Source organism: Coprococcus sp. RTP21428st1_C9_RTP21428_210409, assembly GCF_040227395.1.
GTDB classification, from domain to species: domain Bacteria; phylum Bacillota; class Clostridia; order Lachnospirales; family Lachnospiraceae; genus Coprococcus; species Coprococcus aceti.
This window is the reverse complement of the sequence record NZ_JBEHVV010000068.1, coordinates 1-14,836: the sequence shown is the minus strand read 5'-3', so window position 1 is coordinate 14,836 and position 14,836 is coordinate 1. Positions and strand designations below refer to the sequence as shown.

Sequence of the window (14,836 nt, the reverse complement as noted above, 5' to 3'; positions counted from 1 at the left end):
CTATCTCAGCGGCAAGCTGCGACTTCGGCATGGTCTGAAGTGTTATCTTGCCAGGACCAGTTACCACTGTATTGAAGAATCCCTCTCCTCCAAAGAACATATTCATGGCACCACCCTTTACTGTCTCTGCGTTTAAGGAACATGTTGCATCCATCATTGCAAGATAACCTGTGTCAATGACCATCTGCTGTCCCGGTGCAAGCATGTAATCCACAACAGAACCATCGATTTCAAGGAACACTATTCCCTGACCTGTAATCCTCTGCATAATAAATCCCTCACCTCCGAAGAACCCACCGGCTATCTTCTTTTGAAAAGCTATCTCCAGATTGATTCCCGGTGTCGATGCAAGGTATGCTGACTTCTGACAAATGATCTCCTTGCCAGGTCCTATCTCAACCGCCATGATATTTCCCACAAAGCTTGAACCGAATGCTATCAGTCCAGGTCCCCCCTGAGCCGTATATGTATTTCGGAACATCGATTCACCGGATATGGCCCTGGTGAACATCTTGCCTACTCCGCCACCTGATGTCTGCATCTGCATATTCGGAGACATCCATACCATTGCACCCTTTTCGCAATTCACTGACTCTCCTGCCTCCAGCACAATCTCAACCACAGGCATCATGCCTCCTTTGATCTCGTATCTCATATAATCTTACCTCCCTGTATTCTTCATATTTAAATATGAGTTTCATTTTTTTAATTGGTACAAATGTATTATATAGTAAATACTATTCATATAACAATGTTTATTTATAAATCGTGAATAAAAGCCTGTTTTTATTAGGTATCTCACTTTTTCCTGCTTTTGGAACGAGTTTTTTCATATATTAATTGCTTTTTTTGAAACACAATGGTATATTTATTCAGATAAAATATGAAAGGAAGATGTAAAAATGAAACTCAAAAAATTATTAGCAATTTCAATGTCAGCAGTTCTGGCTATGACAGCTCTTACTGCATGTGGAAGCAAGGATGATTCTTCGGAGGCAGGTTCAGGGAGTGCTTCATCAAAGAAGACTGCAAAGGTCATCGAGATTGACCTTACAGACGAGCAGTATGCTTTCGGTGTTGACAAGGAACAGCCTGAGCTCTTAACACAGGTTAACGATTTCATCAAGTCAATGAACGAAGACGGAACATTTGAAGAGATCTGCAATCACTACTTCGGCGATGGCGAGCCTGTTGCAGTTGAGTCAGCAACACTCGATGCAAACAAGGATCAGCTTGTAGTTGCAACCAATGCTGCATTCGAGCCATTTGAGTATACAAAGGGTGAGAACTACTATGGTGTCGATATGGAGATAGCTAAGGCTCTCGCAGACAAGCTTGGCAAGGAGCTCGTTATCCAGAACATGGATTTCGATGCTGTATGTCTCTCAGTTGGTCAGCACAAGTGTGATATCGCTATGGCAGGTCTTACTATAAAGCCAGACCGTGAGGAGTATGTAAGCTTCTCAGATTCATACTACAAGGCTTCTCAGAAGCTTATCGTTACATCAGACAATACAGAGTTTGATGATTGCAAGACAGCTGATGATGTCAACAAGATTCTTCAGGCTAAAGGCTCAGACATGAAGATTGGTTTCCAGACAGGTACTACCGGACAGTTCTACTGCGAGGGTGACGCAGACTGGGGATTCACAAAACTTGCTATGACTTCAACCGGCTACAAGAACGGTTCACTTGCAGTTCAGGATCTTTTAAATGGTAACCTCAACTATGTTATCATCGATGCCGCTCCAGCAGCCAGCATCACTGCTGCTCTTAACGCAATGCAGTAAATTTTAATTCGGATTTAGTAATTTTAGTATTAACGCCAATTATGTTTGAAAGGATATTTCATGGGAGACATTTCTACAAAAATACAAAAGTTCATAGAAATATTCATCGACAACAACGGGTATGTTAAGGTAGTCGAGGGTCTGAAGAATACTGTGATAATAGCCATTGCCGGTCTTATCATCGGTATAATAATCGGTACCCTCATTGCTACCGTCAGGGTAATTCCAAAGTACAAGCGTCTGCCTAGAGTTCTGGATGCGATCTGCAGTGTATATGTAGGTTTTTTCCGTGGAACACCTATGGTTGTACAGCTTCTTCTCTTCTACTATGTTCTTCTTCCTATAGTGGGAGGACACATGACAGGAGTTCAGGTGGCTATGCTTGTATTTGGACTCAACAGCGGTGCCTACATCTCAGAGATCATGCGTGGTGGTATACTCTCCGTTGATCCAGGTCAGATGGAAGGTGGACGTGCCATGGGACTCAGTTTTTCGACTACCATGCTCAAAATCGTTATACCTCAGGCAGTCAAGAATATTCTGCCAACCCTTGGAAATGAATTTATTTCTTTAATAAAGGAGACTTCAGTTGTAAGTTTTGTCGGAGCAACTGATCTCTACGTTGCATTCAACTACATCGGAAGTAACAGCTACGAATTCATGGTCCCTTATCTGGTCATGGCACTTATCTACATCGTGATGGTGCTTCTCATCAGCCTGGGAATCAAATTAATGGAAAGGAGCCTGAGAAAGAGTGATAGACGTCATTAATCTTGAAAAAAGCTTCGGTGATAACAAAGTCTTAAACGGCATCAATATCACCATAGACAAAGGCGATATAATGGTTGTTATCGGCCCTTCAGGTTCTGGTAAAAGTACATTTCTTCGCTGTTTGAACTGTATGGAAGATCCTACCGGCGGCCAGATTATATTCAATGGTGTTGATATAGCAGACCCTAAGGTTGATATCAACATACACCGCCGTCATATGGGTATGGTTTTCCAGCATTTCAATCTGTATAACAACAAGACTGTTATACAGAATATCATGCTTGCTCCTGTCTATGTCAGATGTCAGGATCTGAAAAAGGCAAAGCGGCATAATCTTCTGCTTCCTGTCACCAATCTCTTCCGCAAGGAAAAGCAGACAAAGCAGGAAATAACAACAACAAAATCAGAGATCATTGCCGAGGCACATGCAAAAGCGGAGGAACTCCTGAAGAGGATCGGTCTGGAGGACAAGGCGGATGTATATCCATCTACTCTCTCAGGCGGTCAGAAACAGCGTGTGGCCATCGTCCGTGCGCTTGCCATGAATCCTGATGTCATTCTGTTTGATGAGCCAACCTCCGCTCTCGACCCTGAGATGGTTGGTGAGGTTCTTGATCTTATGAAGGCTCTTGCAGATGAAGGCATGACAATGATCATTGTTACCCATGAGATGGGATTTGCCAGAGAGGTTGCCAATAAAGTCGTATTTATTGACGACGGACAGATTCTTGAATCTGGTACACCGGAGGAATTCTTCGGCAACCCTAAGAATCCTAGACTTAAGGATTTCCTTTCAAAAGTGTTATAAGACATTTTATCCGGCATGTGTGTTTTTTCATATGTGCCGGATTTTTTATAAAAATTTCCATGCCATTCATAATTTTTACTATATATTCATACGTACTTTCCAATTCAATTCTTGAGCCACTTCATATTTTAGTTCATTTTTTCAATTTATTTCCTTATTAGCTATGTACTTTTGGGCTCTTATACTTTATAATGACAATAATTTGGGCATTTTTATAAAAGAAAATAAACGATGTCCGGAAATGTTTAAAATCACATTAAAATATTTCTTTATTTTGTGTGGTTTCATGTAGTTTTCAGTGCTCTCGCTCTGAACAAGAATCATTTTACAATAAGGAGAAAGATATGCCAAAAAGAGAAGACATTAACAAAGTTCTGATAATAGGATCTGGTCCAATCATCATCGGTCAGGCATGTGAGTTCGACTACTCAGGTACTCAGGCGTGCAAGGCCCTTAAGAAGCTTGGTTACGAGATCGTATTGGTCAATTCCAACCCTGCTACCATCATGACAGATCCTGAGACAGCTGATGTCACATACATTGAGCCGCTCAATGTCAAGAGACTTGAGCAGATAATTGCAAAAGAGAGACCTGACGCTCTTCTTCCAAATCTTGGAGGACAGTCAGGACTTAACCTTTGTGCTGAACTTGCAAAAGAAGGCATCTTAGACAAATACAATGTCAAGGTCATCGGTGTTCAGGTAGATGCCATTGAGCGCGGTGAGGACAGAATCGAATTCAAGAAATCCATGAACGCAATCGGAATAGAAATGGCAAGAAGCGAGGTTGCCTACTCTGTAGATGAGGCTCTCGCCATCGCAGATCAGCTCGGATACCCTGTTGTTCTTCGTCCTGCATACACCATGGGCGGTGCCGGCGGCGGACTCGTATACAACAAGGAGGAGCTCAAAACTGTCTGTGCAAGAGGTCTCCAGGCCAGCCTTGTAGGTCAGGTCCTCGTTGAGGAGTCAATCCTCGGATGGGAGGAGCTTGAGCTTGAAGTTGTACGTGACTGCGAAGGCAATATGATCACTGTATGTTTCATCGAGAACATCGATCCTCTCGGCGTACACACAGGTGATTCATTCTGCTCCGCTCCTATGCTCACAATCTCTGAGGACGTTCAGAAGAGACTTCAGGAGCAGGCATACAAGATCGTTGACTCTGTTGAGGTCATCGGTGGAACAAATGTACAGTTCGCACATGACCCTGTATCTGACAGAATCATCGTAATCGAGATCAACCCTAGAACATCCCGTTCTTCTGCTCTGGCATCAAAGGCTACAGGATTCCCTATTGCCCTTGTGTCAGCCATGCTGGCAACAGGACTTACCCTCAAGGATATCGAGTGCGGTAAGTATGGCACACTGGACAAATACGTTCCGGACGGTGACTATGTGGTTATCAAGTTCGCACGTTGGGCATTCGAGAAGTTCAAGGGTGTTGAGGACAAGCTCGGAACCCAGATGCGTGCCGTAGGTGAGGTCATGAGTATCGGTAAGACCTACAAGGAGGCTTTCCAGAAGGCTATCCGAAGCCTTGAGACAGGAAGATACGGTCTCGGCTACGCCAAGGACTACAATACAAAGAGCAAGGATGAACTATTGCGCATGCTTGCACATCCATCAAGCGACAGACATTTCATCATGTACGAGGCACTCAGAAAGGGCGCTACAGTAGATGAGATATTTGATATAACAAAGGTTAAGCACTACTTCGTTGAGCAGATGAAGGAACTCGTTGAGGAAGAGGAAGCACTCGCAGCACATAAGGGCACTCTCCCATCCGACGAGGCACTCACCACTGCAAAGAAGGACGGTTTCTCAGACAGATACCTCAGCCAGATTCTTGAGATTCCTGAGGAGGACATCAGAAATAAGAGAATCGAGCTCGGAGTTACTGAGGCATGGGAAGGCGTACACGTAAGTGGAACAAAGGACAGCGCTTACTACTACTCCACATACAATGCACCTGACAGCAATCCGATAAATGAGAACAAGCCAAAGGTTATGATCCTCGGCGGAGGTCCTAACAGAATCGGTCAGGGTATCGAGTTTGACTACTGTTGCGTACATGCATCACTGGCACTTAAGAAGCTCGGATTTGAGACTATCATAGTAAACTGTAATCCAGAGACTGTTTCAACTGACTATGATACATCAGATAAGCTCTACTTTGAGCCACTTACACTTGAGGATGTCCTCAGCATTTACAACAAGGAAAAGCCAGTGGGCGTCATCGCACAGTTCGGCGGTCAGACACCTCTTAACCTTGCTTCTGACCTTGAGAAGAACGGCGTAAAGATCCTCGGTACATCTCCTGCTGTCATCGATCTTGCAGAGGACAGAGATCTCTTCCGTGAGATGATGGATAAGCTTGAGATTCCTATGCCAGAATCTGGTATGGCTACTACTGTTGACGAGGCACTTGAGATCGCTCACAAGATTGGCTATCCAGTCATGGTCCGTCCATCATACGTTCTCGGTGGACGTGGTATGGAGGTCGTATACGATGACGAGAGCCTTGACGGATATATGAGAGCTGCCGTTGGTGTCACACCTGACAGACCTATACTTATAGACAGATTTCTGAATCACGCCCTTGAGTGTGAGGCAGATGCCATAAGCGACGGAACTCACGCATTTGTTCCTGCCGTTATGGAGCACATCGAGCTTGCCGGAGTTCACTCAGGTGATTCAGCCTGCATCATTCCTTCAGTACACATCACTTCTGAGAATGTTGCTACTATCAAGGAATATACAAAGAAGATCGCTGAGGAAATGCATGTCGTAGGTCTTATGAACATGCAGTACGCTATTGAGAAAGGCAAGGTATATGTTCTTGAGGCAAATCCTAGAGCATCCCGTACAGTACCTCTCGTATCAAAGGTATGTAACGTGCGCATGGTTCCTATCGCTACTGATATCATCACATCAGAGCTCACAGGAAGACCATCTCCTGTTCCAACTCTCAAGGAGCAGCACATACCATATTACGGAGTTAAGGAGGCTGTATTCCCATTCAACATGTTCCCAGAGGTTGACCCGATCTTAGGACCTGAGATGAGATCTACAGGTGAGGTTCTCGGACTTTCAACCTACTACGGAGAGGCATTCTACAAGGCTCAGGAGGCTACACAGACTCTCCTTCCTACAAGCGGAACTGTCCTGATCTCTGTAAACAGAAAGGACAAGGATGAGGTTATCGAGATCGCTCAGCTCTTCGAGAAAGCTGGTTTCAAGATCCTTGCTACAAGCGGAACATATGCCATAATTACGGCTGCCGGAGTAAAAGCTGAGAAAGTCAAAAAGCTCCAGGAGGGCAGACCAAACATCAATGACCTTATAACAAATGGCTCTATAGACCTGATAATCAATTCTCCGAGCGGTAAGGAATGTGCCCACGACGACAGTTACCTCAGAAAGGCTGCCATCAAGGCAAAGATTCCTTATGTGACTACAATTGCAGGCGCAAGAGCAACCGCAAAGGGTATCCTGTACGTTCAGGCACATGGCGACAGCGATGTGAAGTCACTGCAGGAGCTTCACAGTGAGATAAAGGACGCTGAGTAATGTCGGGCGCGGGCGGCTTTGCCGCTCAGGTGGCCCGGATTGCCAGTTAAAGGACTAGCGGCTTGCTCTAGTTTACAATTTGTTGGCCAGCAAGACCTCTCAGCATTCAAAAGTGCATAAAATTTTATCTAAAATGACAAAAACCAGGAAAAGGATACAATTTCTAATGTCTTTGTATCCTTTTCCCGGTTTTATTTTAATTTGCGAAAATATTATGCGCTTTTTATTGATTACACTTCTCTCCAAGCTACCCTTCTCGCCAAACTACCTACACTGAGAGTCGAACATTTGTTTGATGTGATATATGCGGTGCTACCCTATTCGGTAGGCGGTTAGCCTTCATCACAGGAGTTTATAGCCATAATCAGCTTTATGCATCACTTGCTTTGCTCTTGATTATGCCGTTGGCTCTAAGAGCAATGATAAGACACAAAAATAACCGCCCAGTCCTAACAAACTTTAGCGGTTACTTTTGTATCCAATAATATCAGGGCTAACCGTCTATCGGTTGCACCTTTTGATATTATATTAGCATTCTCCACCCCCTTCATGTCAAACGTATATTAACTCATATTTTCCATATCTCACTGAAACTTGCTCATCATTTCCTCAAACAACTCAGGCCTGAGTAAGACAAGTCCGCCGTGTCCGAGTTCCGGTAATACTTCAAACTCCGTCTGAGGTAGCCTGCGCCTGATATACGCTATATCATTTTTCCGCTCTTTTTCTTCATTCTTTGCGTACCAATAATGGATGTGCGTATCAATCTTCGGAACAGGATCCGGCACCTTATAGTTATTGCACGATTCAAATGTTCGCCACAGTGTTTTGCTGCTGCAATGTCTCAGAACATCCGCAACATACTGCAGATCTTCCTTGGAATAGTCGTCTGTAGCAAATGCCTTTTCCAGCAAAGCCACACCGCCTGCTCTGCCTATCATCATCATTAGATAATCCTTGAGCGCAATAAAGCGTGTCACGATCCATGGCAACTGATACGGTGTGATTCCGCCGTCTATTACACAATGCTGTATTCTAACCTTCTGTCCCAGCGCAACCATAAGCGCAACGGAACCGCCCATAGAACAGCCATATACAGCATATATCTCCGTGAATCCCTTCGCCTTGATCCAGTTATTTAAGTCTGATGCAATCTGCTCCACGCTTGTAAAGTCATTGTCATTGTCAAAATCATAACCCGGAAGTGCCGGAACCAGCAGATGATAATTCTTTTCTAACAGAGGAATTACATTCTCAAAGTAATCCCACTTCACAACAGATGGATGTATCAATATTATCGTTTCTTTATTCTCTTTTCCGAACTCATGGATAGTCATTGTATTTTTCCTTCCTCATACCATATTCTTTCTTTAGATCATGATGAAAATATTAAACTCTTGCCATCATGATCCAATTCAACGCTCAACAATTACGCATCATGCTGATACACTTGTCCCCATCATGCCGCCTGCCGGCTCAATGAGGGCATTCGCATAAAGAGTGCATATTCAACAATTGTCTCTGATATTTTTCACCGCCATTACAATCATTGCCATTGCAATACCAATCAGAAACATAATCCCAAATACTATAAGTAAAAATGCTATTGTATTTACCATTTCAAGCTCCCCTCATACAAATATTTGCCGCATTTATCAAATGCCGCAATCAGATCAAGGAAACGCTGGTCAAATGACTCCTCGTAGAATCCATATTCCTCGAATCTGCCTGGAATTGCAAGTGCATCGTAAATCCACGGGTTAACATTGTGAACATTGGACTCTAGTCCATTTTAACGTCCTTGTATCCGTGTGACATGGAAATTACAGCATTCATCACCCTGACCAAGTGTCTTGGTACGATGAAGCTGACCTCCTTCATTCCTGTAATTTCTCTCGTCCATGTTGCACAGGCATGGAACAAATTCAAAGCAGTTTTCCCTCTTGCCCAGTTTGCATATTCCACATTCCGTATAAGTGTTATAGAATTCGTCGACACCTTTCTCATAGCGGAATTTCCAGTCAAGCTCATACTTTGATGTCTGGCTTGCTATGCTCTCCTGCACCTTTTTGTCCTGCACCTTGTCAGTAAAGAGCGTACACTTCTTGTTCTCATGCGCCTTCACCATGAAAGGCGAATCGAACACCGCAGTGACCATCTCATCCACAACTTCAGGTGTGATCCTATCCGGCTCTGCCTTGTGCAGTGAAAATACAAATGCCGCGATATACAGGTTCATCTCCAGTGAGCTTCCACCTATATCGGGAGTTCTGAGAAGCATCTCCTTGTACTCTCTCTTCACGGATCTTTTATATCTCTTCATGTCCATATCAGGATATATCTGCGCAAGCCTTGCAAGTGCCTGCTTAAAACACAGCAGTTCCACAGCCTTTGCATACATTCCATATTTCAACATTCTAATCGCCTGCCTTTTTATTCCTGTATCCATTCCTTAAGTGCGGCTGAGAGTCTTCTGTCTATATCCTTTCTCGTCGCCTCGCACTCATTTGGATAATCCTTTGCAGCCTTGAATATAAACTTCATGACAAATTTCAGTCCAACCGGAAGCGCCATACGAAGCATCGATTCCGGCAGAACAAAATGAGTTCCATGCTCATACACAAGCGGCACATACTCACATGTATGTGGACGCTCCTTCAGTCGCTGATCCATTCTGCGGATGTATTTGCCCGCCTCCCAGAACGAGTCGTCGTCTGCACCAATCAAAAACAGCTTTCCCCTTATGTTCTCGACCTTGATCATTTCCTCTTCTGTGTGTTCTCTGGCCTTCTCCGAATCGATAAACAGACAGGTACTGCGCTCAATGTCGCCGGAGCCCTTTGTCTCCTCCTCGATTTTCTGCCAGTACACAGGATGCTCATACACAAATGGCATATAAGCAAGAGGCTCGCCTCTCCACGAAAGAGTCGATGCACCCGGTATCGGCCATTCCTTACATCCGTCTTTTTTGCCCTGTTCAAATCCCTGCCATACAAAGTCACTTGCCGTAAGTCCAAATGTCAATGTGATATCCGGGAAATACGATGCCGCAACAAGGGAATCCATGCCAGCCGTGCTCATTCCCATGATTCCTATTTTCCGGTTTCCATGACTTTTCAGCCATGCAATAGCCGACTCTATTCTCTCCAGCGGATTATTTACATGGCTGTAATTCTTTCTCCCGGGAGATACACAGAGTGCGTTCACACCATTTTTGTGCAGCCACTTTGCTCCGCACTTCGCCATAAAATCATTCGGATCATCTCCAAACAGTCCTATGAATGCACAGTCAGCCCCATTTGGATTCTCGTAGTATGTTCCGTAGAACCCATCCTTCTCGATCTCAAAAAACTGTTTTTTCACAACTTTTTCCTCCATTTTCCTGTATACTCCAGACCGCCCTCGCTGCCTGATAACACAATGACAACTTTATCTCTTCTGTCACCAACCGGATATAAGACACAATCCGCCTTGTGCAGTGTTTCTTTTATAGTCTCAGAACCTTTCATTTGTTACATCCCACTGATCCAATTCTCTTAACATACATAATGTTAGTCGCTACTAACTTTGTTGTCAACTGTTATTGCTTTATAAATCAAAAAAACTCCCGCAAATAAAAAAGCAGCCAGACAAAATTTTGCCTGACTGCTGGTAGGTGCTCACCCAATTATTACATATAAATATTTACTTCTATTGAACCCTACAATTCCTTGTGGCGTGCAAAGTAATCCTTTGTCTCTGCCACAACCACACTGCTGAGTGCAAGCAGTGCTATGATATTCGGAATCGCCATAAGTCCGTTAAATATATCAGCGATAGTCCATACAGCCTTAACTGTCATGTATGGTCCGATAAATACGCAAAGTATGTATAACCAACGATAGATCTGAACTGAAACCTTGCTGCCATTTGTGAGGTACTCAAGACACCTCTCACCATAGTAATCCCAACCAAGGATAGTTGTAAATGCGAAGAATACAAGGCAGATCATCAGGATGAATGCTGCAACCTGACCTGGCATAAAGAAAAGTCCCTTTTGGAATGCATCAGTTGTGACTGCGATTCCCTCAAGGCTGCCATCCTGCCAGCTTCCCATCATAACGATTGAAAGACCTGTCATTGTACATACGATGATAGTATCAATAAATGTACCTGTCATTGTTACAAGTCCCTGACGAACAGGCTCCTTTGTCTGAGCTGCTGCTGCTGCGATAGGTGCAGAACCAAGACCAGCCTCATTCGAGAAGATACCACGTGCAACACCCTTCTGCATGGCTATTGCAAGACTTGCTGTAACACCACCTGCAAATGACATAGGCTTAAATGCGCACTTGACTATTGTTTCAAATGCAGCTGGAACTTTATTTATATTAACTATGATAAGAACCAGACACACCACGATGTAGAGAACTGCCATGAATGGTACTATAATCTGAGAAACCTTTGATATTCTCTGGATTCCACCGATTACGACAAGTCCTACAAGGATTGCAAGAATAAATGCTGAGATGACGATGGCTATTGAGTAGTCATTTCCAAAGATTGATACTGTATTTGCCTTGTCAGGATCAAAGAAAGCCTGAACTGCAGAAGCAATACCATTTACCTGTGTAAATGTACCGATACCCATGAGACCTACGCATGCTCCGAAGAATGCAAATATCTTTGCAAGCCATTTCCACTTGTGACCCATACCATTCTCAATGTAGTAGAAAGGTCCTCCGAGAACGTGTCCATCCTCGTCAATCTTTCTGTACTTTACAGCAAGCAGTCCCTCTGAATACTTTGTTGCCATTCCGAAAAGCGCTGCTACCCACATCCAGAAAAGTGCTCCAGGACCACCGGCAAGGATACCTATAGCTGTTGCTACTCCTACGATGTTACCTGTACCGATAGTTGCTGAAAGTGCTGTACATAACGCGCCAAAGCTCGTCACCTCTCCTGTACCGTCTTCCTCATTCTTGATCATGAATCTCAGTGCCTTTGGCAGATGAACTATCTGAAGAAACTTAAGTCTGATCGTCAGATAGATTCCGCAGACGATGATGAGTATTATGAGTGGCAAGCCCCAGACAATATCATCAACTTTGCCTAAAAAGTTTGTGAATGCGTCCATGTTACTCCTCCTATTTTTTATTTATAATTCACAAGTGTAAATTATAGCATAAAAATTCTTAAATAAAAACGAAAAAACACGCATTTTCAAGTTTTTTCTTGTTTTTTGCGTGTTTTTTTGAATATTTATTTATTATATTACGAAATAACGCACATTTATATTCTTTACCGTCTCTTTGCCATATGTGGTTTGTCATTACTTCTTATAAGCATCCACACAAGTGAACTTACAAGAAGAAGTATTGGATAAAACAGATTTGGAATTATCTGGAATGCTGATATCTCATGTCCCAGCTCCGACACCGCTGATATTGCAACCAGCATCTGGGCACCGTAAGGAATGATTCCCTGGAATATGCATGAAAATGTATCAAGCAGCGACGCTGATCTCTTCGGGGATATACCATAATCCTCTGCCATCTCCTTTGCTATCGGATTCGCCATGACTATCGCGACCGTATTGTTGGCTGTGGCTATGTCCATGGCTCCAACCAGGAGTCCGATTCCAAGCTGGCCTCCCTTGTCACCTTTGAACACCTTCTTTATAGCTGAAAGCAGTGCCTCAAACCCGCCATACTCTCTGATGAGTGAACACATAGCTGCCACAAGTACAGCAACCATACTAGTCTCAAACATTCCTGCTGCACCGCTTCCCATATTCGTCAGGAGATCCACTGCTGCCGTCTGCCCTGTGGCAAGCATGATGATGGAGCCTGACACGATTCCAACTATCAGGACTACAAACACATTAAATCCCACTATTCCTCCTATGAGTACCAGAACATAAGGAATGATCTGTATCATATTGTAATCATGGTGTACTACTCCGCCTATCTCAGTATTGAATGACTTAACCAAGATTACTATGAGCGTCACAATCGCTGCAGGAAATGCTATCCAGAAGTTTGCCCTGAACTTATCTTTCATGGCACACCCCTGACCATTACATGCTGCTATGGTCGTATCCGATATGAACGACAGGTTATCTCCGAACATCGCACCGCCCATGATGGACGCCACACAGAGCGGCAGATTAAATCCTGACGCATCGGCAACTGCAACTCCTATAGGCGTCAGAAGTGTTATTGTTCCAACAGACGTTCCCATAGCTGTTGAGACAAAGCACGCTACAACGAACAAAACTGCCACGGAAAATCTCGCCGGAATGATACTCAGCATAAAGTATGCCACACTCTCGGCACTGCTCCGCCCCACGACTCCCACAAATATTCCCGCCGTCAGGAATATGAGCAGCATGGTTATAATATTTTTGTCTGTAAGTCCATTTGCCATGATCTGAAGCTTCTCATCAAAGCTTACCTTTCTGTTCTGCAGACATGCCACAAATATCGCCACCATAAAGGCAACCACTATTGGAATATTGTAAAATCCCATCGGGATCTTCAGCACGTACTCAAACAGTATTCCAAGTCCCAGATACAGGACAAGAAAGACGTATATCGGTATCAGTGCCGCACCATTTGACTTCTTCATAATTCTCCCTCTTCTTTCAATATTTTACCTAAATCGTATATCTTTTAATTGAACCTTTATTCTGCCATGGTATACAAGATACACCGCGTGGACTCCCTCTGGGAAATCCACTTTGTTCTCGCACCATCTCCACTCTGTCTCTGAGATATCTTCAGATACAGGTATATCTATTCTTCCGATACTCTCACTATCTTCTGTCACACATATGTCAAAGTATCCTTCTACATTCTCTGCCAGATCGTTTGCATCCTTGAGCTGCTCCTGATTCTCGCATCTCTCGTCTACCCTGACAGGTCCCTCATACACCACCTTGTTGGCATCCGTCTCATATCTGACATTCACGCCAAATGTACTGCTGCCCCCAAGCGCAAAATACTTATACCCTATGAGTGTTCCATCCTCTATCTCCGCAATAAATCTATCCTCACCCTTGTTCGTCACATTTGGGAATTCTATCGTGTATATACTGTTGGAGCCGTGCGGCATATGTCCATTTGTCAGGTTGCATGCTATCACCGCTGGATACGTGCCATTTGCCACAAGCGGTCCATTGTTCAGTCCGCAGCTCGTAACCTCCACCTGGTCTATGTGTCCATCCGCATCTATATATATCTTCTCAGCACAGGCCTGTCTGCTGTAGTCCGACTTGTGTGTAAGCCTATGATAGAACACGTACCACTGACCATCTATGCACTCTATACTTCCGTGCGTGGTTCCGGTCATATTCAGCTTGTTCTCGAAACTTCTTCCCTTATATCCCACATCGCCATTTGACACTATAGTACCGCCAAATGTAAATCCGTGATCCGGATAATCGCTCACCGCATAGCACAGCTCATGGTTCTGCCATGACGAATAAACAAAGTAGTATTTGTCTCCCACCTTTCTCATGGATGAACCCTCGAAAAATGGATGCTCCTCAAATGATGTTCCCTTCACGGCGTAAGGTATGATGTGCCTCGGTTCTTCCTTAACCGTCAGCATATCGTCCTCAAGCACCACCATGATCGGTCCCATGATGCTGTCATTGTAGCCAAGAATCTCCTCCTTTGTTCTTCCGAACATGGATACCTCATCGTCCAGCCTGCCATTTGTCAGGAAATCAGGCTCCTCCTCGTATCCGTACTGGGTTCCGTAGAATATCCTGATGGTTCCGTCATCATTCATGGCTGCCGGATCAAAGCAAATGTACTTCTTCATCACAGTGCCGTCCTTATACTGCACATGGCCAAGATATTCGTATTTGCCCGCCGGCGTATCGCACACAGCTACACTGATCGGCCCTG

General features: G+C 44.1%; 12 protein-coding genes. 4 read left to right on the top strand and 8 right to left on the bottom strand.

From position 1 onward, the window contains the following. On the bottom strand, nt 1–655 hold a 655-nt coding region (locus tag ABUA34_RS11535), incomplete at its 3' end, for a TIGR00266 family protein (RefSeq protein WP_349823351.1). 247 nt (nt 656–902) lie between these two features. On the opposite strand from ABUA34_RS11535, the gene ABUA34_RS11530 reads away from it, so the two are divergent. The 4 genes from ABUA34_RS11530 to carB all read left to right on the top strand — a co-directional run bounded on the left by ABUA34_RS11530 (nt 903) and on the right by carB (nt 6,941). Then, on the top strand, nt 903–1,790 hold the full coding sequence (locus ABUA34_RS11530) for a transporter substrate-binding domain-containing protein (protein ID WP_055144298.1): 888 nt from the start codon (nt 903–905) through the stop codon (nt 1,788–1,790). 60 nt (nt 1,791–1,850) lie between these two features. Continuing rightward, nucleotides 1,851–2,561, top strand: coding sequence for an amino acid ABC transporter permease (locus ABUA34_RS11525; RefSeq protein ID WP_004853031.1), 711 nt, complete (start codon nt 1,851–1,853; stop codon nt 2,559–2,561). Next, nucleotides 2,545–3,369 (top strand): amino acid ABC transporter ATP-binding protein, encoded by an 825-nt coding sequence (locus ABUA34_RS11520; RefSeq protein WP_004853032.1) that lies wholly within the window; start codon nt 2,545–2,547, stop codon nt 3,367–3,369. The genes ABUA34_RS11525 and ABUA34_RS11520 overlap by 17 nt, the downstream gene beginning before the upstream one ends. 344 nt (nt 3,370–3,713) lie before the next feature. Further along, nucleotides 3,714–6,941 (top strand): carbamoyl-phosphate synthase large subunit, encoded by a 3,228-nt coding sequence (carB, locus tag ABUA34_RS11515; RefSeq protein WP_349823350.1) that lies wholly within the window; start codon nt 3,714–3,716, stop codon nt 6,939–6,941. Between the two features lie 584 nt (nt 6,942–7,525). On the opposite strand, the gene ABUA34_RS11510 is transcribed toward carB, so the two are convergent. The 7 genes from ABUA34_RS11510 to ABUA34_RS11480 all read right to left on the bottom strand — a co-directional run. After that, the gene (locus tag ABUA34_RS11510) at nt 7,526–8,278 is read right to left on the bottom strand and encodes an alpha/beta fold hydrolase (protein ID WP_004853039.1); all 753 of its coding nucleotides are present in this window, start codon (nt 8,276–8,278) and stop codon (nt 7,526–7,528) included. A gap of 455 nt (nt 8,279–8,733) precedes the next feature. Beyond that, nucleotides 8,734–9,390, bottom strand: coding sequence for an L-2-amino-thiazoline-4-carboxylic acid hydrolase (locus ABUA34_RS11505; RefSeq protein WP_349823349.1), 657 nt, complete (start codon nt 9,388–9,390; stop codon nt 8,734–8,736). Then, entirely contained in the window at nt 9,375–10,304 is a 930-nt protein-coding gene (locus ABUA34_RS11500; protein WP_444186139.1) for an acyl-CoA thioester hydrolase/BAAT C-terminal domain-containing protein, read from the bottom strand. Before ABUA34_RS11500 ends, ABUA34_RS11505 begins: the two co-directional genes overlap by 16 nt. Beyond that, complete coding sequence (locus ABUA34_RS11495) at nt 10,301–10,450, bottom strand: hypothetical protein (RefSeq protein ID WP_015535036.1); 150 nt, start codon at nt 10,448–10,450, stop codon at nt 10,301–10,303. Before ABUA34_RS11495 ends, ABUA34_RS11500 begins: the two co-directional genes overlap by 4 nt. Before the next feature lie 191 nt (nt 10,451–10,641). Then, entirely contained in the window at nt 10,642–12,057 is a 1,416-nt protein-coding gene (locus tag ABUA34_RS11490; protein ID WP_055144286.1) for an alanine/glycine:cation symporter family protein, read from the bottom strand. A 164-nt stretch (nt 12,058–12,221) separates the two neighbouring features. After that, nucleotides 12,222–13,550, bottom strand: coding sequence for a Na+/H+ antiporter NhaC family protein (locus ABUA34_RS11485; protein ID WP_055222742.1), 1,329 nt, complete (start codon nt 13,548–13,550; stop codon nt 12,222–12,224). Nucleotides 13,551–13,574: 24 nt separating this feature from the next. Further along, nucleotides 13,575–14,836 (bottom strand): family 43 glycosylhydrolase (locus ABUA34_RS11480; protein WP_349823347.1); only part of this gene is annotated, 1,262 nt, incomplete at its 5' end.

Bases quoted from the DNA above. Each gene is read 5' to 3' on its own strand.
- ABUA34_RS11530 (WP_055144298.1), top strand. From the start codon at position 903: ATGAAACTCAAAAAATTATTAGCAATTTCAATGTCAGCAGTTCTGGCT.
- ABUA34_RS11525 (WP_004853031.1), top strand. From the start codon at position 1,851: ATGGGAGACATTTCTACAAAAATACAAAAGTTCATAGAAATATTCATC.
- carB (WP_349823350.1), top strand. From the start codon at position 3,714: ATGCCAAAAAGAGAAGACATTAACAAAGTTCTGATAATAGGATCTGGT.
- ABUA34_RS11510 (WP_004853039.1), bottom strand. From the start codon at position 8,278: ATGACTATCCATGAGTTCGGAAAAGAGAATAAAGAAACGATAATATTG.
- ABUA34_RS11505 (WP_349823349.1), bottom strand. From the start codon at position 9,390: ATGGATACAGGAATAAAAAGGCAGGCGATTAGAATGTTGAAATATGGA.
- ABUA34_RS11495 (WP_015535036.1), bottom strand. From the start codon at position 10,450: ATGAAAGGTTCTGAGACTATAAAAGAAACACTGCACAAGGCGGATTGT.
- ABUA34_RS11490 (WP_055144286.1), bottom strand. From the start codon at position 12,057: ATGGACGCATTCACAAACTTTTTAGGCAAAGTTGATGATATTGTCTGG.
- ABUA34_RS11485 (WP_055222742.1), bottom strand. From the start codon at position 13,550: ATGAAGAAGTCAAATGGTGCGGCACTGATACCGATATACGTCTTTCTT.